Below are 23,521 nucleotides of genomic sequence, written 5' to 3'. Positions count from 1 at the left end.
TTTACTCTCCCTGATAGAAATAAAAAAAGGTCAGGTTCCTTTCCAACCCCTGACCCCTTTTGACTTTCTGTCTTAAAAGCCACAGTGACTTTATTGATGAAAGCTTAGGCAAATATAAATAAAATCCTAAACTTCTCATCCTATTTATCAATTATTTATTCATTGACTTATGAAAACTAAGAAAAAAGTTTTTTTCATGGTCCTGCTCATGCTATGTCTTCATCTGAGTTCATTTGCGCAGCATATCAGTATGCAGTTGAAAAACGTGACAGTAAAACAGGCCATTGAAACCATACAGAAGCAGAATGGATATTCATTTACATTTGCGGCAAGCGATCTGAATACCAAAAAGATTGTGACGGTGCTAGCTAAAGATTTACCTATTGAAAAGGTGGTAGAACAGGTCCTGGCAGGACAAAATGTTAGCTACACTATCCAAGGGAAAGATATTATCATCAAAAAGAAAAGCGGTCAGTCTGTACAACAATCCTCCAGGAAATACACTATTAGCGGGATAGTGAAGGATATGGCGGGCGTTCCTGTCATCGGAGCCAATATAAAAGAGAAGAATGGCATGGCGGGTACAATCTCCGATATGGACGGTAAGTTTCAGTTGACAGTTAGTGAAGAGGGGGTTGTACAAATATCCTATTTGGGGTTTCTGACGCAAGAAGTGAGTGTGAAAAACAAGAACTATCTGACAGTTGTGCTGAAAGATGATACACAGACGTTGGACGAAGTAGTGGTGGTCGGATTCAGTACCCAAAAAAAGATAAACTTGACAGGGGCGGTAGAAAATGTATCATCGGATGTATTTGAAAATCGTCCGGTGGCTAATGTCACACAGATGTTGCAAGGCGCTGTACCCAATCTGAATATTTCGTTAGTCGACGGTAAGCCCAATCAATCGGCTTCGTATAATATCCGTGGTGTAACGTCTATCGGAGCGGGCGGTAGTGCGCTGGTATTGATAGACGGTGTAGAAGGTGATCCTGCCATGTTGAATCCGAATGATATAGAAAGCGTGTCCGTATTGAAAGATGCGGCTTCGGCAGCCATCTACGGTTCACGTGCTCCGTATGGGGTTGTCCTGATTACAACAAAAGATCCGTCAAAACAAAAAGATAAATTTACGGTCAATTATACAGGGAACTTCTCCTATGAAACTCCGTATGCTGTGCCGGATGTCGTTGATGACGGTTATGTCTGGGCTTATCTGTTTCGCGAGGCGGAATACAATTACCGCGGGATAGAGCCTACCAGCATTAATAAATCACAACCTTTCTCAAAAGAATGGCTGGAGACTTTCCGGCAGCGAAAGTTGGCTGGAAACACATTGCAGGCAGCTGTTGGAGCTGATGGAAAGTACACTTACTACGGGAATGAAGATTACTATGATGCGCTTTACAAAGATCATACGTTTGCACAGTCGCATAATGTATCCATTAGCGGTTCGAACGGAAAAATCAGTTATTACACTTCCGCGCGTTTATATGATTATGACGGTCTGTTCAATTATAACTCGGATACCTACCGCACTATGAATATGCGTACCAAAATCAGTGCACAGGTGTTCGACTGGCTGAAAATTTCTAATAACATAGACTATACTCATGATAAATATACGCAACCATTGGGGTATGTAGAACAGAATGAAGGTCTGGTTTGGAAAGCCATCAATATGGAAGGGCATCCGTCCGAACCAATCTTCAATCCGGACGGCACCTTGACACACTCCGGAGCACGTTCCGTCGGTGGACTGGTAACAGGTAACAACTGGATAAAGCGTACAACGAAGACGCTGAAAAATACGACGACCTTGAATATAATCATGTTGGACAACAAATTACGTTTCACCGGAGACTTCTCTTTCCGTACGAAAGATTTTATAGAAGACAAGAAAACGACCGTTGTTCCATATAGCGATTACGAAGGGGTGATTAAATATCTCGGAGTACCGGAAACGGATGATAAGATGTTGGAGAAAGTGCAACAGACCACCTATATATCCACCAATGTATATGCCGAATATGAAAATACATTTGCCGGAAAACATTATCTGAAAGCTTTGGCGGGATATAACTACGAACAACAGGACTACAAGGCAATCTCTTCAGAGCGGAATGGTTTGTTGATGCCTGATGTGGAAAATATCAACTTTGCTATGGGAGATAATATGTCCATTAAGAGTGACGGTAATCGTTGGCGATATGCTGGGGCATTCTTCCGGTTGAATTACTCTTATGATAACCGTTATCTATTTGAGGTGAACGGGCGTTATGACGGTTCTTCGAAGTTCCCTAACAATTCACAATGGGGATTTTTTCCTTCAGCTTCGGCAGCATGGCGTTTCTCGGAAGAGAAGTTCTGGAAAGTAAATCCGACTATTATCTCCAATGGAAAGTTGCGTGTCTCTTATGGCGCACTGGGTAATAGTAATGTGAAGCCATATTCTTATCTGGAAAAGTTCTCATTAAAGACTTATTCTACTACCGGCTCATCAAGCGAAGGCCGTTATCTCGACGGTAAGGCACAGTTACGCTACACGCTCAATCCTGCCCAAATTCCTGACAATATTGGCTGGGAAACCTCACGAACCATTGATGGCGGTATCGATTTGGGATTCTGGAACAACAAAATTACGTTGTCCGCCGATTATTACGTACGTAAGACTGTTAATATGTATACGGTGGGACCGACACTTCCCGATACATTCGGTACATCATCACCCAAAGGGAACTATGCTGATATGAGTACCTATGGTTACGAGATTTCTTTGGGATATAACGACTCGTTCCGTTTGGCAGGCAAGCCGTTTAGCTTCGGCATCAAAGCAACACTTGCCGATTATCATTCAGTGATAGACAAATATAATAACCCGAAACGTGACTTGGATGATTATTATATAGGTCAGCGTATCGGTGAGATTTGGGGATTTGTTTGTAACGGACTGTTCCAGTCGCAAGATGAAATCGATGCGGCTTTTGACGGAAAAGGCTACAAAAACAACCTGATGCAGACATCTATCAATTACATTACTTATCCCGGTGATATGCGCTTCGAAGACTTGAACAATACAGGTACTATTGATAACGGAGCTAACACAGTAGACTCACCGGGCGACCGGAAAATCATAGGAAATTCCGAACCGCGCTACATCTATACCCTCTCATTTAGTGCCGACTGGAATAACTTCTTTCTGTCAGCCATGTTCGACGGTGTAGGAAAACAAGACTGGTATCCCAGTGGTGAGAGTTCTTTCTGGGGACAGTATAACCGTCCTTATAACCAAGTCCCGGTGTGGCACTTGAATAACTATTGGACCAAAGACCGCCCTGATGCTTATCTGCCGCGTTATTCGGGTTATTACAATCCTTTATATAAAGGCACGGCCAATACACGCTACTTGCAGGATGTATCTTACTTCCGGCTCAAAAATTTGCAGTTTGGCTACAATTTGCCAAAGAAATGGATAGCAAAAGCCGGGTTTTCTAAAGTATCTGTCTATTTCTCGGGCGAGAACTTATGGTCGTGGTCTCCACTCTACCGTCACACGAAAGATTACGATGTGGCAGTGATAACAAAAGGTTCGGATAATGACCTGACTTCCGGTAATAAAGGAGACGGTTTCAACTATCCGACGATGCGGAATCTAAGTTTAGGAATCTCTATTACTTACTAAATAGAAACAAAGAAGATATGAAAAGATTAAGTACTATACGTAATATCCTGCTTCTGTGTGCAACGGTGTTGCTAGGAAGTTGCGATTTGACGGAGACGATGCAGGTAGAAGCTGACAAATCTATGGTTTTCGGCAGCGAGTCCGGATTGCGCCTTTATGCCTATTCCTTTTATCGGGCATTGCCTACACTTTCTACGGGCTATCAGCAGGATGAGATGTGCGATATTGCCGCTGTCCGGCAGACGAATGTGTTTATTCAGCAAAACGCGTACAATTCGGAAACAGCTACCAGCTGGTCATGGGGAACCCTGCGGAACATCAACTATTTTATCGACGGGTGCTACTCAAAGGAGTGTACGGTGGATGCAGCTACCCGCGATAATTACTTGGGTATCGCCCGTTGGTTCCGCGCCTGGTTTTATTATGACAAGTTGACTCAATATGGCGAAGTTCCCTGGTTTGGCAGTGAAATCCAGTCTTACCAATACGATGTCATGTATAAAGAGCGTGATAGCCGGGACGTCATCATCAAGAATATGATCGAAGATCTCGATTTTGCTTATGAACATATTCAGGCAACTTCTTCTGTTAATAGCTCCACACTCACCAAATGGGCTGCAGCAGCGCTTAAATCACGTGTGTGCCTGTTCGAAGCCGCCTATCGCCGTTATCACAAACTGACAGGTTTGGAAATCACTCCGGAAGAACTTTACCGCCATGCTGCCAGTGCAGCCAAGCTGGTAATGGACAACAGCGGACTTTCGCTGAATACGGCAACAGGCACCAAAGGAGCCTACCGTGATTTGTTCTATCTGGAAGCGCCCATCACCTCCGAAGTAATTCTGGCGGTATGTGCCAATAGTGCATCGGGTATCTACGGAACTCAAAATTACTGGTATAACTCGCTTTCGTACGGCAAAGGCTGGAGTCTGGTTCGTCCGTTTGTCAATACTTACTTGAAATTGGACGGTACCCCGTTCACTGCCGAAACAGGCTATGAAACCAAAAATTTTGTAGAAGAAATGAAGAGTCGTGATCTGCGTTTGGCACAGACCATCCGCGGACTGGATTTCAAACGTGACGGAAAAGCCGTAGTAGCCGATATGACAGTTTGCCTGACTGGTTATCATGTGATTAAGTATTCTCTTGACGATACAAAATACGATAACAATGAAAAGAACAACAACAGTATCCCATTGTTGCGTTATGCTGAGGTGTTGCTCAACTATGCCGAAGCACAAGCTGAACTGGGTGGGCTTACTGATGCTGAATGGAACGCTACTATCGGCACCCTGCGTCGACGTGCCGGAATCACAGGTGGAACGGAAAAACTTCCTACAACTGTTGATTTGTATTTGCAGCAGACATTTTATCCGAATATCATTAACCCGGTTTTACTGGAAATCCGTCGGGAACGTGCCATTGAATTGGTAGCTGAAGGAACGAGGTTCAATGATTTGCGTCGTTGGAAATGTGGTGAACTGATAGAGGAACTACCTTGGATAGGCATGCACATCAGCGCATTGAATGTGGATATTGACTTGAATGGTGACGGAACTCCTGATTGCTACTTTACTGATAACGGAACGCAATCATCCAATAAAAACTGTAAAACAGTGAACGTAAAGAATGAAACAGGACTTTATGCCACAGTAAATGCCGCAGGCGGATACGATTTGAGATATAACCCCGGTACGGGAAACCGCATCTGGTACGATGACGACCGTCAATATCTTTATCCTGTTCCGGCACAAGTGATTCGCGATTATGAGAGTGCCGGATATAAACTATCACAGAACGCCAATTGGAATTAAAATATAAAAGATTTAGTATGATGAAATTTAACCAAATATTGCCTGTAATTGCTATCTATGTTGTAGCGTTAGGCGGATGCAGTAATACTACTCCTGATTATTCGGAATTTTATAAAGACCCGGAAACATTAAAAGAGGAAGACCCGTCACTGAATGATAACCAAATTAAAGTCATGTCGTTCAATATCCGGTATTATAATACCAACGATACGGGAGAAAAGTCATGGGAAGCCCGTACGGCAGCTTTTATACCGATGATCGGAGAACATAAACCGACGGTGATCGGTATGCAGGAAGCGCGGCCGCCACAACTGAAGTGGCTGGAAGAGAACTGGAAAGATTATGGATATGTCGGTAAGGGACGCCGTGCCAACAATGCCAACAATGATGAGTTTGTCCCTATCTTTTATCGGAAAAAGGCTGTTGAACTAATCAAGTGGGATTGTTTCTGGCTTTCTGAAACTCCAGATGTACCGGGTTCTCTAGGATGGGACAGTACCGTTCCCCGTATAGCGACATGGGCTATTTTCAAGCACATTGCTTCCGGTAAGAAATTCTTCTTCGTCAATACTCATATCGATGTAGGCTCTACCATCGCTCCGGGCAAGTCGATGGAAGTGATTGTGAATAAAATGTCCGAACTCAATCCGGAAGGATTGCCGATGTTGCTGACTGCCGACTTTAACAAGCAGATTGACAGTGATATCTTTGACGGAGTTAAAACATTCATGACAAATGTCCGCTTATCGGCTCCGATCACAGACTCGAAATACTCTTATACAGGCTTTGGTACCGCCAATCCTTATATTGTAGATCACATCTTTTGTACAGGCTTTAAAGCTTTGAAGTTCGAGACAATAGATAAAGTTTATCAGAATATCACTTATATCTCTGATCATTATCCCATCATCGGTAAATTGGAATACGTGAAGTAATGAAACGATCATCTAAAATTACAGAAACGCAATGAAAAGAATCATATATGTATTGGTAGCTGTTATCGGTCTGTTGGTTGGGTGTACACCTGATGAAGAGACATGGGTACAAGCTGGATTCACTACAGATAAGGAATCCTATGAGATTGGTGACTTGATTACCTTGACAAACACGTCGACGGCGGAGAATGCCCAGATTGCAGTCTGCAAATGGGAATTTATGGGTAAAGTTTCCTACGAACTGACTGCTCCCGAACCATTTAGCGTGGAAGAGGGTGGAGACTATCTTTTTCGTCTGACTGTCACTTCGGATCGCGGTGCAATGAAATCAGTTTTTGAAAAGACAATTAAAATAATAGATGACGGTGTCCGTCCTACGGCAGACTTCAGCTGGCTGCCCGAACGAATTGTAGCGGGCGAAGAAGTTGTTTTTACGGATCAATCGAAAGCAGCGGAAGGGTCTGAGATTGTCAAAAGAGAATGGACATTCGGTGCTATCCTCTCTACAGAGGAAAACCCGAAAATCACTTTCGGTTCGCATGGAAAAATAAACGTATCACTGACTGTGACGGACAATAAAAAAAGGAAAGACACGAAGACTGTCACAATGGATATAGCCAAGGGAGCCGGTAGTCTTGGCGTGTTATGGTCTCATTCCTACGATGAACAGGGAGTGGTATACGGCACTTCTCCGGCAACAAGCGCAGATGGTCAGTATGTATATGTTTCTTCCAGCAATTATAACCTGGTTTGCTTCACAAAACTCGGTGAACGGACTTGGGGATTCGACTGTGGGCAGAACAATGAACCGAATCGAGGTTCTGACTATCAACACCCGACTCCTACGGTGGATTCCGACGGAACGGTGTATGTAGCTGTCGGAGACAATACTACCAAGGCGGGAGCAGATGCATCCAAGTCTGCCAGTCTCTATGCTGTAAAAGGCGGTGCAGACGGTGGTACGCAGTTGTGGTTTACAGCGATTGGCGCAAAATCGAGTATGCGTCCTTTCGGTGCTCCGGTTGTCACAGACCAGTATGTGATGATCCTGACGAATTCGGCTCCAAGTACAGATGGAAAACATTTCCGTATTTATGATAAAGTATCCGGGGTACTTAAATATTCGGAAAAAACGTCTTCCGGAAGTTATGGCGGTTGTGTAGGATTGAAAGATGGCAAGATACTTGTTAACACGGGGCAAAGTAGCGGACGGTCGTATGGTACACACATCTTCTTCCCGAAAGGCAATAGTTGGAGCAAGTCGACCAATGAGCAGAATTATGCTCCAAATGACCAGCCTAATGGCAGCCAGATCGCTATTGGTGCAGATGGAAAAGCATATATCCTTTGCCTTAATTTAGGAGCCCGCATATCTACCAATGAGACGAAAGCATTAGTCTATTGCTATGATACCAAGAAGACTACCGAGGGTAAAGTGTCAACACCTGAATGGTATACTGCCGTGAAAGGGGAAAATAAACAAACCGGTTATGGCTTGGTGGTTGATGGAAATGGGGTTGTGTATGTAGCTACTGACAAATATATTACTGCCATATCTTCTACAGGTTCCGTTTTGTGGGCTACGGAAGTAGCGGGCACTGCTTATGGAGTTCCTGCTATAGATAATGAAGGATATATCTACTATAATGATGCAGAAAAAGGTTCTTTGGTGAAACTCGAACCGGTTACAGGAAGAGCTATCGCTTCACTCCAGCTTGGAACCGAACTGAAATCATCGCCCACCATATCGGCTGATGGCACAATCTATGTGACTGGTATGCTGGAAGGAAAACCCACTTTGTTTGCTATTGAAGGAGCAGCGACAGGCTATGCAGCCAATGCCTGGTCGCAGATGGGAGGTAATCCGGGTAAGAGCGGATATATGTATTAGTTTTTAGTATAATAAACTTTTAGTTAGCATGTCTCTTTTCTCGTCGGAGCAGGCGTTGCCTTGCTTCGATGAGAAAAGACTGACTGTGCATTTACAAAAGGCTTATAAAATAGAGATAATAATGAGAAAAAGGAACTTTTTAATATTACTGCTGTTGAGCGGTCTATGGCCTGTCATTGGTGTGTCTGCGCAAGATGCTTGGAAAATAACTGCCGAACAGATTGAACCTTCGTCCTATTATGGAATAACGGTAGCCAATGGTATGCTGGGATTAGTCTCTTCCCCCGATCCTTTGAAGATTTCCCGTGTCGTGCTGGGAGGATTTTATGATATCTATGGAAAGGGAAGAGTGAATAATTTCTTGCATGGCATCAATATGCTGGATACGGAATTGCAGATAAACGGAACTAAGGTGAAAGCTTCCCAAATATCCGGTTATAAACAGACTTTGGATATGCGTCAGGGATTGTTTTGCGGAGAATTTGATTATCAATCGCTTGCCCGTATCGAATATCAATATACCGCATTACGTCATTTACCTTATTCGTGTTTACTGCGTGTACGGATCGTTCCGAAAGAAAATATAGAGGTAGCTGTGGCGAATATACTGACGGTGCATGAATCGTTGCGTAGTCCGCAGGAATCTTTCAACCGCATCTTCAATGGAAAGACAGCGATTGATTTCTGCACATCAATCGCAAAATCTCCGACCCGGGAACTTGAAATCGGGGCTTGTTCATCGTTTGTTTTCGACGATTCTTTTCCCCGTCCGGAAGTCTGCCACCGGAGTGCACACGGAGTCGGGGTACATACACAAGAATTTATGGTTCGTTTGCAGGCAGGCCAGCCTTACATTTTTTCGATTATCGGGACGACACTTTCCGCTGCTACTCATGCTGACGTCAAGAATGAAGTGGAACGGTTGACGGCATTTGCAGCAGTAGAGGGCGTCGAACGATTATGGAGCAAGCATATCGCTGCATGGGACAAGCTTTGGGAAAGCGATATTGTGATTGAGGGCGATCTTCAGTCGCAACAAGACATTCGCAGCATGCTTTATCACACGTATGCTTTTGTGCGGGAAGGTTCGGGATTGTCTTGTTCTCCGATGGGGCTTTCGGGTTTCGGTTACAACGGGCACGTATTTTGGGATGCTGACACGTGGATTTTTCCGGCTTTATTATTGCTGCATCCCGAATTGGCGGAATCAATGATAGAGTACCGCTATCAGCGTTTGGATGCAGCCAGACATAACGCTTTCATGCATGGCTATAAAGGAGCCATGTACCCGTGGGAAAGTAGTGATAAAGGAAACGAAGATAATACAGTAACCAACATTTACGGTCCTTTTGAAAATCATATTACGGGAGATGTAGCTATGGCAGCTTGGCAATATTATGCGGTGACGCAGGATTTGGAATGGCTTCGTCAAAAGGGATTTCCCATTCTTAGTGCCGCTGCCGAATATTGGGTAAGCCGTTCGGAACCGGATGAAGCGGGAGAGTATGAAATCAGAAATGTGATTGGAGCAGATGAATGGAACCGGAATCCTCAAGGAGGAAAGAACGTGAATAATAATGCTTATACAAACGGTGTTGCGAAATCCACTTTGGAAGCTGCCTGCAAAGCTGCCAAACTATTAAATGTAAAGTCAGACCCTATGTGGACGACTGTGGCGGAGAAACTTTGTTTCCGGAAACTTGCCAATGGAGTAACGGCAGAGCATGATACCTATGACGGAGCTATAACCAAACAGGCTGATGTCTGCCTGTTGGCTTTCCCGTTAAAGCTTATAACGGATAAAGAGCAGATTCGGAAGGATTTGGAATATTATCTACAGACTGTTCCGAGAAAGAAGACACCTGCCATGTCGAAGTCTATCTACTCTATTTTATTTACCCGCTTGGGGGAGCGTGAACGTGCATGGCATTACTTCAGAGATTCCTATCTTCCTAATCTGAATCCGCCCTTCCGGGTAATAGCCGAGTTTGATGGTGGTACGAATCCCTATTTCCTGACAGGGGCAGGCGGTGTATTGCAGTCCGTACTGATGGGATTCGGCGGACTGGATATTACGGATAAAGGAATTGTTGCCGGAAAAGGCTCAATCCCTGATGCATGGAAATCTCTGACTCTGAAAGGAATAGGAAAAGAGAAAAAGAATTATATCATTCAATAAATGGACGGGATATGAGATTTCTTGTTTTTCTTTTGGCTATATGGTGTGCGGTAAGTGTGCGCGCTAAAGTTGTATTATCTTCGTTCTTCACTGACAACATGGTTTTGCAACAGCAAACTGATGTGCAAATATGGGGGATGGCGTCTCCCAAGAAAACGGTTGCTATCCGTCCATCCTGGGATCAGAAACTTTATACAGTTCGGGCAGATGAAGCGGGAATGTGGCGTACAAGTTTGAAGACACCCGTTGCGGGAGGACCCTACTCAATAAGTTTAAGTGACGGTGAGGAATTGATGCTTCGTGATGTGCTGATTGGTGAGGTGTGGTTATGTGCCGGTCAGTCGAATATGGAAATGCCTCTGATGGGAAAAGCCAATCAGCCTATTGAGGATGCTGTGGATATGATTGTACACGCCAAACCTTCACGACCCATACGAATTTGTACGATTGGACAGGAAGGAGCTCGAATGCCACAAAAGAATTGCCGGGCACAATGGTTGAAAAACACTCCGGAAGTGGTATCTGAAGCGAGTGCAACTGCTTATTTTTTTGCAGACTATCTCCAAAAAGTACTTGATGTGCCGGTTGGCATTATTGTCTCTTCATGGGGCGGAACCGCCATTCAGGCATGGATGAGCCGTGAGGCGTTAGCTCCGTTTAAGGCATTCGATCTTAGTTTTCTTGACGATACAACGTTTATTGAACGACCGAAGTATAAGCCTTGTATGCTTTACAATGCAATGATTGCTCCTGTTGAGCAATATACCGTCAAGGGATTTCTTTGGTATCAGGGTGAATCCAATCGTAAGAATCCGGATTTATATCGCAGGCTACAGCCGGCTTTTGTCAAGATGTTGCGTGAGGCGTGGGGGCAAGGTGAATTGCCCTTCTATTATGTTCAGATTGCTCCTTTTGCATATGAAGGGACAGAATTGGTAGGGAGTGCTTTATTACGTGAGGCACAATTGCTGAACTTGAAAGAGATTCCAAACAGTAATATGGTTGTGACAATGGATATCGGTGATCGTAATTGTATTCATCCGGCCCGTAAACGTAAAGTCGGCGAACGGTTGGCGTTGTTGGCTCTTTCTGGGAGCTATGGATTAAGAGGCTTTAATCCGGACACGCCTGTCTATCAATCGATGGAGGTGGTTAATGGCAAGGCATACTTGACCTTTGATTGTGGTAGTGAAGGCCTTGCACCTTTGGGAGCTTCCATCTCAGGCGTGGAGGTGGCCGGGAGCGATCATGTGTTTTATCCTGCTACCGCACAGATTGAGAAATATACAGGACGTCTTGAAGTAAGTTGTGAAAAAGTCGCTATTCCAGTAGCCGTCCGCTATTGTTTCCGGAATTATGAGCAAGGGACGCTTTATAGTCGATATGGTATTCCGGTGGCATCTTTTCGAACTGATACTTGGGAGGTGAAGGAATAATCTTTATACCCAAAATGGTTCGATTTCAGTACGGTTTTAAATGAAATATGACTTGCTTAGGATAGATTTTGGAATCATGGTAGGGATAGCTGTGAGGAAGAAGGAACCCACAACCAAACAGGCATATCCCTACTCTCATTACCTACATATTCCTCACAGCCATCATTATGAAATTATTTAGTCAACGAACGAATACAATCCACCTCATCCTCCGAATAAGGGGTTCCATCACTACGGAATATATCGTGGAACCACAATGGAGGTTCAACAACATCAGGCAATGGAGTGTCCCATGCAAAGAACGTATTTGTTTTTCCGGCTACAAGTCCCCAGTTGATTGCACCGATATTTTCTCTCTTCAGCATTGGCATAATATCTTGGAAAGTACTATTTTGAGTACGTGCCATATATTCTGTACAAATCATCGGGCGACCGTATTGCTTCAATGTATCAATAAGTTGCTGATGCGAATTCAAGCCTTCATACGTGTGGTATGTTATCACATCCGAATTTTCCAATTGGAACTTATTCAGATTAGTCAGGCTCATATCCCAAACTCCGGCTGACAAGGGTTGCGACGGATTCACCGTTCGTCCCCACGTAAATATCTTCTGCAATAACGGCAGACTTCTTTCACCGTATTTATATCCACCCGAACCACCGGGTTCGTTATATAAATCCCATAACACAATTCTCTTATCATCCTTAAAGGTAGTCAGGATATCTTTCACATAGCTTTCCAATACCGGAAGTATCACTGCCGTATCGCCTTTATAATACAGATCACCCGGGTCACGTGCCCATCCCGAATTGTGTACTCCCGGCTGTGGTTCCGGCTGTTTTCCAGCCTGATATACAGGATTCCAACAATCATCCAGGAAGACGAAGATGGTAGAGATATGATGCTTGTCGGCAATAGTAAGGTATTCATTAATACGTTTCTTAAAACCTTCCTTATCTGTTTCCCAAACCAGGTGATGCAAATATACGCGCATACAGTTCATACCTATTTCTTCCGCCCAACCCAGTTCACGATCAATAGTCACCGGATCAAAAGTATCTGCCTGCCACATCTCCATTTGGTTGATTGCCGTGCTTGGAATAAAATCGCATCCACGAAGCCATCCCCATTGTTTATACCACTCATTAGCCTGCTCTTTTGTCCAGACTTCACGAACAGGAGTTGTTGTCTGATTACAAGAGCCAAACAATATAACGCCAATAAAAAATGCTACTAATATATTTCTCATAAGATTCTATATTTCAATATTCTACAATATAAAAATACTACTCAAAAACTGCTTTTCTGATACAGGCATTCCATGTGTCTCCAATATACATAACCCCGTTAGCATCCATGCATAATCCCGAAGGAGCACATAATTTTGCATCTTTGCCAATGCCATTTACCGCACCGGAACCATTGCCGCCAATGACAGTTGAAACTCCTATGTCATTCACCATACGAATAGCATGATTGTCCTGGTCAACAATATAAATATTACCTTCATCGTCCGAACACATCTGTTCCCCCCTCAAGAAACGGGCCTCGGCAAATGCACCGTCCCAATACCCAATCTCGGTAGAAGTATTCAACCAAGTAACTTCACCTGTCGTGACATCAATATATGCCAGTTCGGACGTCGACCTGATTTGCACATACAAATGATTCGTACCAGTAGCAACAGCAAGAGCCGTCGAAAACTCCTGGCTACCATGCCGTTCGACCAATCCTATTGTTTTTGCAGTCCATGCCGAAGGATCTATTTCTATAACAGTATTTGTCCATCCCTGCCGGGTATATAATTTACCATCCTTACTAGCAGTCAATCCAACACCCCAATAGCCGTCAATACCTGCTTCGACTGCTTTCACCTCGGTCGACCAGTTATTAGCCGGATCAACTACAATCAGTTGGATTGCCGTACCTCCACATTCAGCTATTGTATAAAACTTCTTGGAAACATTATCATAAACAACACTTGTAAAGCCATATCCTCCCGCCACACGATCATAACCGGCAAGGAAAGATACTTCACCTGTTTCCGACAAACGATAAAGTCCCAGTTCAGCCGGAATCCGGTCATCAGGGAAACGGCGTAAAAAGAGAATGTTCTTTCCGGCGTCGTCAACAGCGATTGCCGAAGGCAATACGTCTACTTTCAGATTTTCTATCCACCAACGTTTCTCATACATAAAATCATCGGTATAGGCTTCCTTCATTTTGTCCAGTTCCACACTTATCTTACAAGTCTCGCTATTCGTTATTTTAGGTACTTTCACCTGCAATTCCGTATCACTTGCTGAAAGGATTTCGGCAACAGTAGTTCCGAAAGAAACACGCAGATTGGCCGCTATATCTCCCAAGTTTTCACCTTTGAGCGTTACTATGTCTCCCTTTCCACCATTTTGCGGCTCAAATCCCGTCAGTCTTATAGGCAAGATGATACCTGACTGAATAACATCAACCTTAACATTCCGATAATCAGAAGCAGTGAGAGTTATAGTCGCTTTTCTTCCTTGCTTTACTGTATTTTCATCCACACTGATAGTCAGAACCGATTCGTCTTCCGTTACGTTCTTCAAACTAAACCGGCACCAAGCTGTCGCTTCCGCAGGAGATATACCAGTGGTAACTTCCAGATTAGAAAACAGGGTTATCTCCTTAGTGCCTGCAGTAGCTGCAAACGACTGGCTTAGCTCATCCTTATCAAGTGCCAAGTAAGGAGAAGCCTGTTCCTTATCTTCGCATCCTGTGAATAATAGCATCTGAGCTATTATACACATTCCATATAAAATTATATACTTCATACTGTATCAGGTTTAATTACTTAATGCCGAGAAAAAATCAATAGACAATTGTCCGTCATTATCAACAATCCGATGTATCGTAAGCCGTTCACTGCCTCCCGGAGTATTAGGAGAATGGTACGAGATGCGTAAAACTCCATCAAAATCTTTAAAAATCATGGCATGCCCCCCATTATCATTCGGGTTCAGAGGCTGAGGGTCTTGTATCCAAGGACCTGTAACAGTACCCGATTGAGAGCGAGCTACACCAATGGCATATTGCCCATTCCCGTCCTTTCCCAGCAAAAAACTAGACCATAGCATCAAAAGTTCACCATTATTCGCCCTGTATAGGAATGGAGCGTCTGATACATAATACGAATTTCTAATAACCCAAGGTGCTGCACTTGCCGCAAACAAGGTCACCGGTTCGTCAGCCGCCTCTTTCAAATCTTTTGTCAATTTCTGTGCAACGATAGTTCCATCGGAGATTTGTGTCCATTCATGGCTGAATACAATCCACGGATCCTTGTTTTCATCAACAAAAAGCGCAGCATCCAAGGCCTGCCATCCATTAGGAGTAACCGGTCTGTTGACCAAAGGAATAAATGGTCCTTCAGGTTTGTCGGACACCAATACGGACGCTCCCCGTACTTCATCCGCTCCGCTAAAAGTAGCAAACATATAATACTTGCCTTCATAATAATAAAGGTCGGGAGCCCAGAAGTCAGTCTTTCCCCAAAAGCTTGCCGGTGCTTCAAAACTGATTCCGGCCTTCCGCCAATCACACAAATTACGGCTAACAGCCACGGCAATCTGATTGGCTGCCGTTGGATAAAGTGCATCGTCTGCATGAACATGCAAATAATATTTTTTAGATACGGGATCCGCAAAAATAAACGGGTCACGCACACGGAATGAATTATACACTATCGGATAATCTTCCTCTACCGGTGGAACAGGCTCCGAGGACTTGCCTTCCTGAGTAATAGAAATATTGACAGGATAATCCTTTCCTGCCAGTTGTACGGCAAGTGATACGGAACGTTCTTCCTCACTTTCATTTTCCTTGACTGTTATCAGAAAACTTCCCGCTCCCTCACTCCTGCGAGGAGAAACTTTAGCCCATGTACCTATCCCTTTATGCACAATTTGCCATGGAGCATTAGCTTCTACTATATATTCCTGCTCTCCTCCTTCTGCTTCCACATGCCATTCTTGTAATCCATCTTCTATCTTAAAGAAAAAAGATTCTTCCACATCTTGCTTACATGATGTAACACACATCAGTGTAGCTAATAAATTTATTATAATAAGCATATGTGTTTTCATATTAATTATTCCATCCATCATTTTGTACTAAATTTGAGTTCTTTTCCATTTCCGAAGCAGGTATTGCCCATTTCCAAAGATAATCACCACCCCACAAATAAGAATAGGTAGTATTTCCCCAGACTTCCATCAACCCGTTGCCTTCATAAAACTTTTTCTCTTTCCATGTTCCCCATCGGAGTTCATCAAAAAACATATATTCTTCAAAAGCCAATTCCCAATATCGCTCCTTACGGACACGTTGGCGCATATCGTCCAAACCTTTTACTGTGGTATAATCGTTTGTATTCAACGCCTGTACTCCTACTCTGCTGCGGACATCATTGACATAGGGTATGGCTTCTTCCCATTTTCCCTGTTCTGTCAGTGCTTCAGCCAGATTCAGGAGCACATCTGCATAACGGATTAATGGAATATCAATCGGAGAACGTTCCATAATCGTATGTTCCGTACCTTCATACACAAACTTTCGGATCAAGTAATAAAACTTATCATTAGTGTCCGTCCGGATATCATAAGGTTCGGCATCGTCAGAGCCCCGATATGGCCAGCGCAATGTATATGAGACTGACGAACCTGTCACACCACCCAGATATGTGGAATAAGGGGTTATCACATTCATAGCCAAACGCGGATCCCTGCCTGCATAAGCAGCCTTAATACGCGCTTCATTTCCATTAGGAAGATATTGCTCCATATCAGCACCATAACTTCCCATTATTTTAATCTCCCCGTCAGTCAGGTTATCCCGCAAGAAAAATACGGAACGTTCTCTCGGAGTCATCGTAGAATAACCGGGAAGATAATCATCCCAGTCAAACGGTTTGCCGTCCGCACACTCATAACTGTCTATAAAGGCAGGATTCGGCAGATAATTGTTCCAACCTGAGCCACTCGTTGTCCGGTTACCAAAAGCCCAATTAAATACAGACCCGTAACCGGAAGGGTTTTCTATACAAGGAATGGTAAATATCATTTCATCACAACGTTCATTAGCTTCCTTAAAAAGAGCTTTGTAATCTCCGAATAACGAATACCCCATCTTAGTGATTGCCCTGAAATCATCTTCCGCCTTATCATATTGTTTCAGCCACAAATAAGTTTTCCCCCGTAATGAATAGGCGGCAGCTTTTGTGATCCGTCCGTAGTCCGAGCTACTGGCAGCATACTTGGCAGGCAGGTTCGGTTCTTCAACACAAGCTGTCAGATCAGCCAGCACTGCATCCCAGATTTCCTGTTCTGTAGAACGCCCTTTTATACATTCCTCGGCTGTCACCGGTTCCAAATAAAGCGGGACTCCTTTCCATAAAATATTCATCCGATAATAATTATACGCCCGAAGAAACTTACACTCTGCAATATATTGCGCTTTCTTCCCGTCACTCATATCGGGTGTCTTTCCTATATTAGCTATTACATCATTAGCTCTGTGAATCAATTCATAGTAACGCTTCCAGGCTGAGAGAAACTCTGTTGATGAAGGAGTGGCTACTCCGAAAAGCGTCGGTGTATGCCAAATCCAGTTGCGATCCATATCCATTATGCTGGAGCGATAATCATAAAAATGCAAATCGCCATCATACCCGCTATTGGTCGCATAATCGGCCCGCAAAGCGTTATATACTCCATTCACAACTTGAACAGCCAGCTCTGCATTATCCCAAACTCCGGCCGTAGATATGACATTAGCCGGTTTCGTATCCAAAAAGTCTGCAGAACAAGCATAGACAAACAACATTAATATGCCGCCAAGTGTAATAATCGAGATAGTCTTTTTCATTGTCGTACAGATTAAAAATTAATATTAATACCTAACGCAAGCTGGCGCATTGTAACATATCCCATACCAGTCTGCATTTCCGGATCCATACCTGAGAATTTGGTTATAGTCAACAAGTTTTCACCTGAAAAATAGACACGTACTTTATTGGCATAAAACTTCCGTGTCCATGTCTGTGGAAGTGTATAACCGATAGTCAGGTTACGCAGTTTCAGGAAATTACCTTTTTCGAGATGCAATGTACTCGCTTCTGTTGCCTGATTGGTTTGATTAAGCGTCAGGCGTGAGTTCTTCGAATGTAAATTGGTACGAAGGTCGTTGGGATTCTCCGGATCATAAAAATAATGGTCTTTTTGAAGTTCTTTCGATAATCCATAGCCCAAAATCGTGGATGTGGAATTTTGTCCTACCGAATACCAATAAATGGAAAAGCCTGCCGCTCCCTGCCAATTCATGGAAACATCAAATCCTTTCCATGACACCGCGCCCTGCAATCCATAATAATATTTTGGAACTGACGATACTTTCTGAAATTTCTTATCGTAGTCGTTTCCATAAAGTCCGTCCCCATTTATATCAGCATAAATATAATCGCCATACCATAAATTAGCCTTCCCTATTTTTTGGTTGGGATAGAACACGTAACCTTGATCTTGCATCGCTTTCAACCACTGCATATCCTGTTCCGTACGAATCATACCGTTTTTAGGACCTCCGGCAGGATTAACCAACCCGTTATTAAAGAAATAAGTGGCATCTCCCTTATAAGGTTCTTTCAGATAATATTCATTGATAATATGTCCTTCGATTATCCTGTTGTCCCCTCCGTCAGAAACATCTCCCAGATTCGACTTGTAGACATAATTGCCGTTCTCGTCATATTCCCAGCTATTCTTTAAAGTTCCTTTAAACTTGCTGACATAATTCTTATTATAAGAGAAATTTCCGGAGAGAGAATAGGACCATTCATTGATACGGTCGTTCCAGTTCAATGTCAACTCAACGCCCTTATTGGTAACTTCGGCATAATTTTGACGGGCAGGTATCTTGTTCCCCATTGTTGCATACACACCCGGACGGTAAAGGATGCCATCGGTAACTTTGTTGTAAATATCAAATTCTCCAACCAGCCTATTATTCAATATAGCGAAATCCAGTCCGAGATTAGCCTGCGTCACACTCTCCCAACGCAATTTTTGATTAGCAATTACGGTCTGCGCCAATCCCGAAGTCAGTTTATCTCCAAAAATATAATTACTTCCGGAATAAGTAGCCTGCCATTCATAGTCTCCAATACTATTATTTCCTAACTTTCCCCACGACAAACGTACTTTCAGATTGTCAAAAGGCGAACCTTGCATGAATGATTCTTCCGAGACACGCCATCCACCGGAAAAAGACGGGAAAAATCCCCAACGGCTTTCTGGCGCAAAACGAGAGGAACCGTCGTAACGGGCGTTTACTTCAAACAGGTATCTGCTTTTATAAGCATAGGTCAGACGACCGAAAAAAGAGCGGGAAGTATTTTCCCAGGTAGCTCCCGTTATATTGCTCAATTCCGTATATGTAGACAAGTCTGTCAAGCTTGCGTCGGCAGCTCCTTGTTTTGCCATATCCGTATTAAATCCCCAGTTACGTATGGCTTCATAGCCTGCAAGTGCTCCCAAATCATGTTTTCCAAAATTTCCAGTCCAATCCAATGTCTGTACGAAGCGCCATTTTTTGGATTCTTCCGAATAAACTGCTTTTGACATATTTTCTAAAGTTGTAGGTTGCTCCACAAGTCTGCCTCTTCTAAAACTATATCTCCCGACTTGCTTGGAAAGCCAGTCGGCATCATGGCGATAGCGCATATAGTCAAACTCAACATGATATACAAAATTCTTGAGGATTGTAGCATCTGCAAACATGGAAGTATTTAACTGTTCATATTTGAAAGAGCCGCCAGAAGATGCTAACAAATGAAGAGGGTTGGAAGATGTCGGATCTTCTTCTACTGCTTCGGGAAGTCCTAATTTTCCATCATATTCAGGATAAATATCCGGTGGAAGCTTTTGCCCATGTATTCCACTAGTAAAAGCATCCACTTCATTCCGATCCTGGTCTGTATGATAACCGTGCGAACGGTTGCCTATCTGCAACCAGTCCTTCACCTTCACGGTTATATTGGAGCGTATGTAATATTTCCGAAGCCCCGTATCTTGTATTAGTCCCGGGTTATCCAGGAAAGAACCGGAAAAATTATAATTCACATTGTCAGAAGCGCCAACAACCGAAATCGTATGTTCGCTCATTATTTTATTCTGAAACAGCTCTTTATACCAATCAGTATTCGGATAAGCGACATAGTTAGGATAACCGGACTCCGCAAGACCATTAGGATTTTTCGTCGCTTCTCTCCATTCTGTTATCGTGTTCTGGCTGAAAATATCACTTTGCCCGATATTCCGGGCTGATTCGTTCATTAATTCGAAATAATCGGCACTATTGCTCACAAGCTGAATCAGATTTGACGGTTGGTTCAAGGAAAACTTCCCTGAATAATTCACAGATGTCTTGCCTTTTTTCCCTTCCTTTGTGGTAATCATTATAACACCATTCGCCCCACGATTTCCATAGATAGCACATGAAGCGGCATCTTTCAAGATGGAAATTGAAGCGACATCATTGGGATTTATATCATTAAACGATAATTCCATTCCGTCAACCAATACTAAAGGGTTGGAATTGTTCAATGTTCCAATACCACGGATACGTATGGTCGCCATATCACTGTTGGGTTTACCGGACGATTGCAATGTCTGCACTCCTGCACTCATCCCGGACAATGCCATTGAAAGATTAGTCAAAGGACGAGAATCCAGTTCTTTTTCAACATTGATGGTTGAAACGGCTCCCGTCAAGTTTATTTTCTTTTGGGTTCCATACCCTACCACAACAACTTCATCCAACTGTTTCGAATCTTCTTTCATCGTCACATTCAACGTCATCGGTCGGGTAATTTTCTGCGTATATGTAGTGTAACCTATTGAAGTAAATTTCAGTGTCGAGCCTTCCGGAACTTGCAACTGGTAATTGCCATCTATACCGGTAATGGTTCCTTGAGTAGCCCCTTCTATCGTCACAGTCACTCCCGGAAGAACCTCGCCGGATTCGTCCACTACCTTTCCAGTCACTTTGACCGGCTGTTTGTTATCCTGTGGTTGAGATGAAACTTTGTTTAATACAATCTGACGTTTTTCAATCGTATAAGATACTCCTTCGCCTTTAAAAAGTTTATCCAGTACCAGAGTCATCCGTTCATTTTTCACAGTAATGCTTACTATACGACTTACATCAACAATGTCTTTGTTGTATAAGAAACGATATTCTGTCTGATTTTCGATACTAGTCAAGACCTCCTCTACAGTCACATTCTTCAGTCGCAATGTAATTTGGGCGGATTGTGCCAGGATAGGTATACTGATAGCTTGCAAAGCTATACAAAACAACCATATAGCACAGATTCTCCCCATTTTTACATTCGCAGGTACAGTAATTCTCTTTTTCATTTTTCTAATTGAAATAAGTTTCATACCTTTACATGTTTGGTTATTGGTTCTACAAATAAGTTGATTAACGAATAACTGAATCTTTGGAAAGGAAGGTGAGTCAGACCTTCCTTTTTTTATCAGTTGCCGGAAGCTGATTTCACTGATTATGTCTTTCTCATGGCTTGTATTATTTAAAGGTTAATAAATGTGTTTTTCTCTCGTTTCTATCAATAAGACGTTTCTAAAAATAAAAGCCACATTGGATATCGCATTATTTTTTCATCTGCATTATTTTTTCTTCAAACTATCGTTTATCCCAAATAATCTTTCTATTTTTACCCCCGACAATAGAACCTTTACTACAATACTATGCCGAATATCCAACAACAGACTTCCGACGACCGTTTTCTGGTAATAGCACTAAAACAGGATGATAAACAGGCTTTTACCCGACTATTCCATGCTTATTATAAAGACCTGGTGTTGTTTGGCGGTACTTACATTCCGGAGAAATCTACCTGTGAAGATATTGTGCAAAATATCTTTCTCAAACTATGGAATGACCGGAAATCATTGGTAATTGAGAACTCACTAAAATCATATTTACTGAAAGCGGTCAGGAATTACTGTCTGGACGAATTACGCCATCGCAGGATTATAGATGAACATATTGCTTACGAACTTAAATCGGATTCTATAGATATAGATACGACAGAAAACTACATACTGTATTCTGATTTATGTCGGCAACTTAAAAATGCATTGGAACAATTACCTCCTCAAGAAAGAGAAGTGTTCGAGATGAGCCGATTAGAAAACATTAAATATCAGGAAATAGCCAATCGCCTGAATATCTCTGTCAGAACGGTAGAAGTACGTATCAGCAAAGCATTAAAGCAGCTCCGCATCTTATTAAAAGATTTTTATTTACTACTTTTTTTATTTCTTTTCCACTAATGAATGTGGGATTTTCTTTCTGAAACGTCTATTATATATAAGGTAAAATGCATATGATAAATAAAGATTCAGACATAGAAATTATAATCTCCAGATATCTCTCGAAAGAGGCTACACCAGAAGAAATAAAGGTACTGGATGATTGGATATCGGCTACTCCCAAAAACTATAGGAGCTTTCTATCACAAAAGAATGTGTGGGAAGTCAGTCACCCGGCTTTTAATCCGGAAGAGATAGATGTGGACAATGCGCACAGAAAAGTAATGGAGAATATTCTCCATCCAAACCAGCCGGTTTCCGTTCGTCCCAAGTTGTCCTTCCTGCACTATTGGCAGCAAGTGGCAGCTATCTTACTTCTTCCTTTACTGATATTATCTGCTTATCTTTATTTTAAACCCGCTTCTCAAATTGCAGAGACTTATCAGGAATTATTCACTCCTTATGGAACTTGGTCGGTAGTTAATCTGCCTGACGGTTCTAAGGTTTGGCTAAATGCCGGAAGTTCTTTAAAGTATCCGACTCAATTCAATGATAAGCAAAGAGTTGTTTCGATGCAGGGTGAAGCCTATTTTGAAGTAGAATCCGATAAAGAGCATCCCTTCATCGTAAAAACCAAACAACTGACTGTAGAAGCTACCGGCACAGCATTCAATGTGAACGCATACGTTCCGGATCATGTAGCAGCAGTGACGTTAGTAAAAGGAAAGGTCGCAGTCACTCTTGACCAGAAAAAGACGATTTCCCTTTCACCGGGAGAGAAAATTGACTATAATCTGGCCACTTCTTTATATAACGTCAATAAAACCAACACTTATAAATGGTGCTCATGGAAAGATGGAATACTCATTTTTAGAGATGACCCGCTGGAATATGTATTCAAGCGTTTGGGACAGACTTATAACGTGGAATTTATTCTGAAAGATCCTGAATTAGGAAAGTACTCCTATAAAGCGACTTTTGAAGGTGAATCTCTGAATGAAATATTACGCTTGCTTGAAATGAGTGCCCCTATTCGTTGCAAAGAAATCAGTAATAGAACCAATAAAGACGGGAAACTTGATAAACAACGTATAGAAGTGAGTAGAATTATGCAATAATAAACTAGAACGTTCCTAAGAGCCTGTTTAAATTCTCTTCAGTCATAATCTTATAGCTGATATTTTAACTTACCCCGGCTCTTCTTGTCGCGTCC

13 protein-coding genes are annotated in these 23,521 nt (G+C 42.7%); 8 read left to right on the top strand and 5 right to left on the bottom strand.

Translation table 11 applies throughout. From position 1 onward, the window contains the following. Positions 1-196 precede the first annotated feature (196 nt). The 6 genes from NSB03_RS13570 (at position 197) to NSB03_RS13545 (ending at position 11,937) form a co-directional block, all read left to right on the top strand. Positions 197-3,682 (top strand): TonB-dependent receptor, encoded by a 3,486-nt coding sequence (locus tag NSB03_RS13570; RefSeq protein WP_257466439.1) that lies wholly within the window; start codon positions 197-199, stop codon positions 3,680-3,682. Between the two features lie 17 nt (positions 3,683-3,699). Then, positions 3,700-5,496, top strand: a complete 1,797-nt coding sequence (locus NSB03_RS13565) for a RagB/SusD family nutrient uptake outer membrane protein (protein WP_024987626.1) — start codon at positions 3,700-3,702, stop codon at positions 5,494-5,496. 17 nt (positions 5,497-5,513) lie between these two features. Beyond that, complete coding sequence (locus tag NSB03_RS13560) at positions 5,514-6,431, top strand: endonuclease/exonuclease/phosphatase family protein (protein ID WP_024987627.1); 918 nt, start codon at positions 5,514-5,516, stop codon at positions 6,429-6,431. 31 nt (positions 6,432-6,462) lie between these two features. After that, positions 6,463-8,322 carry an outer membrane protein assembly factor BamB family protein gene (locus NSB03_RS13555; protein ID WP_024987628.1) on the top strand — a complete coding sequence of 620 codons (1,860 nt, stop codon included), beginning with the start codon at positions 6,463-6,465 and terminating at the stop codon, positions 8,320-8,322. A 121-nt stretch (positions 8,323-8,443) separates the two neighbouring features. Continuing rightward, on the top strand, positions 8,444-10,501 hold the full coding sequence (locus NSB03_RS13550) for a kojibiose hydrolase (protein WP_136014045.1): 2,058 nt from the start codon (positions 8,444-8,446) through the stop codon (positions 10,499-10,501). Between the two features lie 11 nt (positions 10,502-10,512). After that, entirely contained in the window at positions 10,513-11,937 is a 1,425-nt protein-coding gene (locus NSB03_RS13545) for a sialate O-acetylesterase (protein ID WP_024987629.1), read from the top strand. Positions 11,938-12,110: 173 nt separating this feature from the next. Here the strand turns inward: NSB03_RS13545 and NSB03_RS13540 are convergent, their stop codons facing one another. The 5 genes from NSB03_RS13540 to NSB03_RS13520 are packed head-to-tail and all read right to left on the bottom strand — an operon-like array spanning position 12,111 to position 21,414. Further along, positions 12,111-13,187 (bottom strand): cellulase family glycosylhydrolase, encoded by a 1,077-nt coding sequence (locus tag NSB03_RS13540; protein ID WP_024987630.1) that lies wholly within the window; start codon positions 13,185-13,187, stop codon positions 12,111-12,113. A 37-nt stretch (positions 13,188-13,224) separates the two neighbouring features. Continuing rightward, positions 13,225-14,748 (bottom strand): IPT/TIG domain-containing protein, encoded by a 1,524-nt coding sequence (locus NSB03_RS13535; protein WP_257466438.1) that lies wholly within the window; start codon positions 14,746-14,748, stop codon positions 13,225-13,227. Between the two features lie 12 nt (positions 14,749-14,760). Beyond that, complete coding sequence (locus tag NSB03_RS13530) at positions 14,761-16,047, bottom strand: family 43 glycosylhydrolase (RefSeq protein ID WP_228767176.1); 1,287 nt, start codon at positions 16,045-16,047, stop codon at positions 14,761-14,763. Between the two features lie 13 nt (positions 16,048-16,060). After that, the gene (locus tag NSB03_RS13525) at positions 16,061-17,839 is read right to left on the bottom strand and encodes a RagB/SusD family nutrient uptake outer membrane protein (RefSeq protein WP_024987636.1); all 1,779 of its coding nucleotides are present in this window, start codon (positions 17,837-17,839) and stop codon (positions 16,061-16,063) included. Between the two features lie 11 nt (positions 17,840-17,850). After that, complete coding sequence (locus NSB03_RS13520; protein WP_371826232.1) at positions 17,851-21,414, bottom strand: TonB-dependent receptor; 3,564 nt, start codon at positions 21,412-21,414, stop codon at positions 17,851-17,853. A gap of 327 nt (positions 21,415-21,741) precedes the next feature. Between NSB03_RS13520 and NSB03_RS13515 the strand changes: the two genes are divergently transcribed. Both NSB03_RS13515 and NSB03_RS13510 read left to right on the top strand, forming a co-directional pair. Then, positions 21,742-22,329, top strand: a complete 588-nt coding sequence (locus tag NSB03_RS13515) for an RNA polymerase sigma-70 factor (protein WP_004310625.1) — start codon at positions 21,742-21,744, stop codon at positions 22,327-22,329. Positions 22,330-22,382: 53 nt separating this feature from the next. Then, positions 22,383-23,426: a FecR family protein gene (locus NSB03_RS13510; protein ID WP_024987637.1), complete on the top strand. Its 1,044-nt coding sequence runs from the start codon at positions 22,383-22,385 to the stop codon at positions 23,424-23,426. Positions 23,427-23,521 lie beyond the last annotated feature (95 nt).

The organism is Bacteroides acidifaciens (assembly GCF_024623065.1).
Taxonomy (GTDB): Bacteria; Bacteroidota; Bacteroidia; order Bacteroidales; family Bacteroidaceae; genus Bacteroides; species Bacteroides acidifaciens.
The sequence above is the reverse complement of the archived record's forward strand: the minus strand, read 5'-3'. Positions and strand labels throughout refer to the sequence as shown.

Excerpts from the sequence above, each read along its gene's own strand:
- NSB03_RS13570 (WP_257466439.1), top strand. The coding sequence starts at position 197 with ATGGTCCTGCTCATGCTATGTCTTCATCTGAGTTCATTTGCGCAGCAT.
- NSB03_RS13565 (WP_024987626.1), top strand. The coding sequence starts at position 3,700 with ATGAAAAGATTAAGTACTATACGTAATATCCTGCTTCTGTGTGCAACG.
- NSB03_RS13560 (WP_024987627.1), top strand. The coding sequence starts at position 5,514 with ATGATGAAATTTAACCAAATATTGCCTGTAATTGCTATCTATGTTGTA.
- NSB03_RS13555 (WP_024987628.1), top strand. The coding sequence starts at position 6,463 with ATGAAAAGAATCATATATGTATTGGTAGCTGTTATCGGTCTGTTGGTT.
- NSB03_RS13550 (WP_136014045.1), top strand. The coding sequence starts at position 8,444 with ATGAGAAAAAGGAACTTTTTAATATTACTGCTGTTGAGCGGTCTATGG.
- NSB03_RS13545 (WP_024987629.1), top strand. The coding sequence starts at position 10,513 with ATGAGATTTCTTGTTTTTCTTTTGGCTATATGGTGTGCGGTAAGTGTG.
- NSB03_RS13540 (WP_024987630.1), bottom strand. The coding sequence starts at position 13,187 with ATGAGAAATATATTAGTAGCATTTTTTATTGGCGTTATATTGTTTGGC.
- NSB03_RS13535 (WP_257466438.1), bottom strand. The coding sequence starts at position 14,748 with ATGAAGTATATAATTTTATATGGAATGTGTATAATAGCTCAGATGCTA.
- NSB03_RS13530 (WP_228767176.1), bottom strand. The coding sequence starts at position 16,047 with ATGCTTATTATAATAAATTTATTAGCTACACTGATGTGTGTTACATCA.
- NSB03_RS13525 (WP_024987636.1), bottom strand. The coding sequence starts at position 17,839 with ATGAAAAAGACTATCTCGATTATTACACTTGGCGGCATATTAATGTTG.
- NSB03_RS13520 (WP_371826232.1), bottom strand. The coding sequence starts at position 21,414 with ATGAAACTTATTTCAATTAGAAAAATGAAAAAGAGAATTACTGTACCT.
- NSB03_RS13515 (WP_004310625.1), top strand. The coding sequence starts at position 21,742 with ATGCCGAATATCCAACAACAGACTTCCGACGACCGTTTTCTGGTAATA.
- NSB03_RS13510 (WP_024987637.1), top strand. The coding sequence starts at position 22,383 with ATGATAAATAAAGATTCAGACATAGAAATTATAATCTCCAGATATCTC.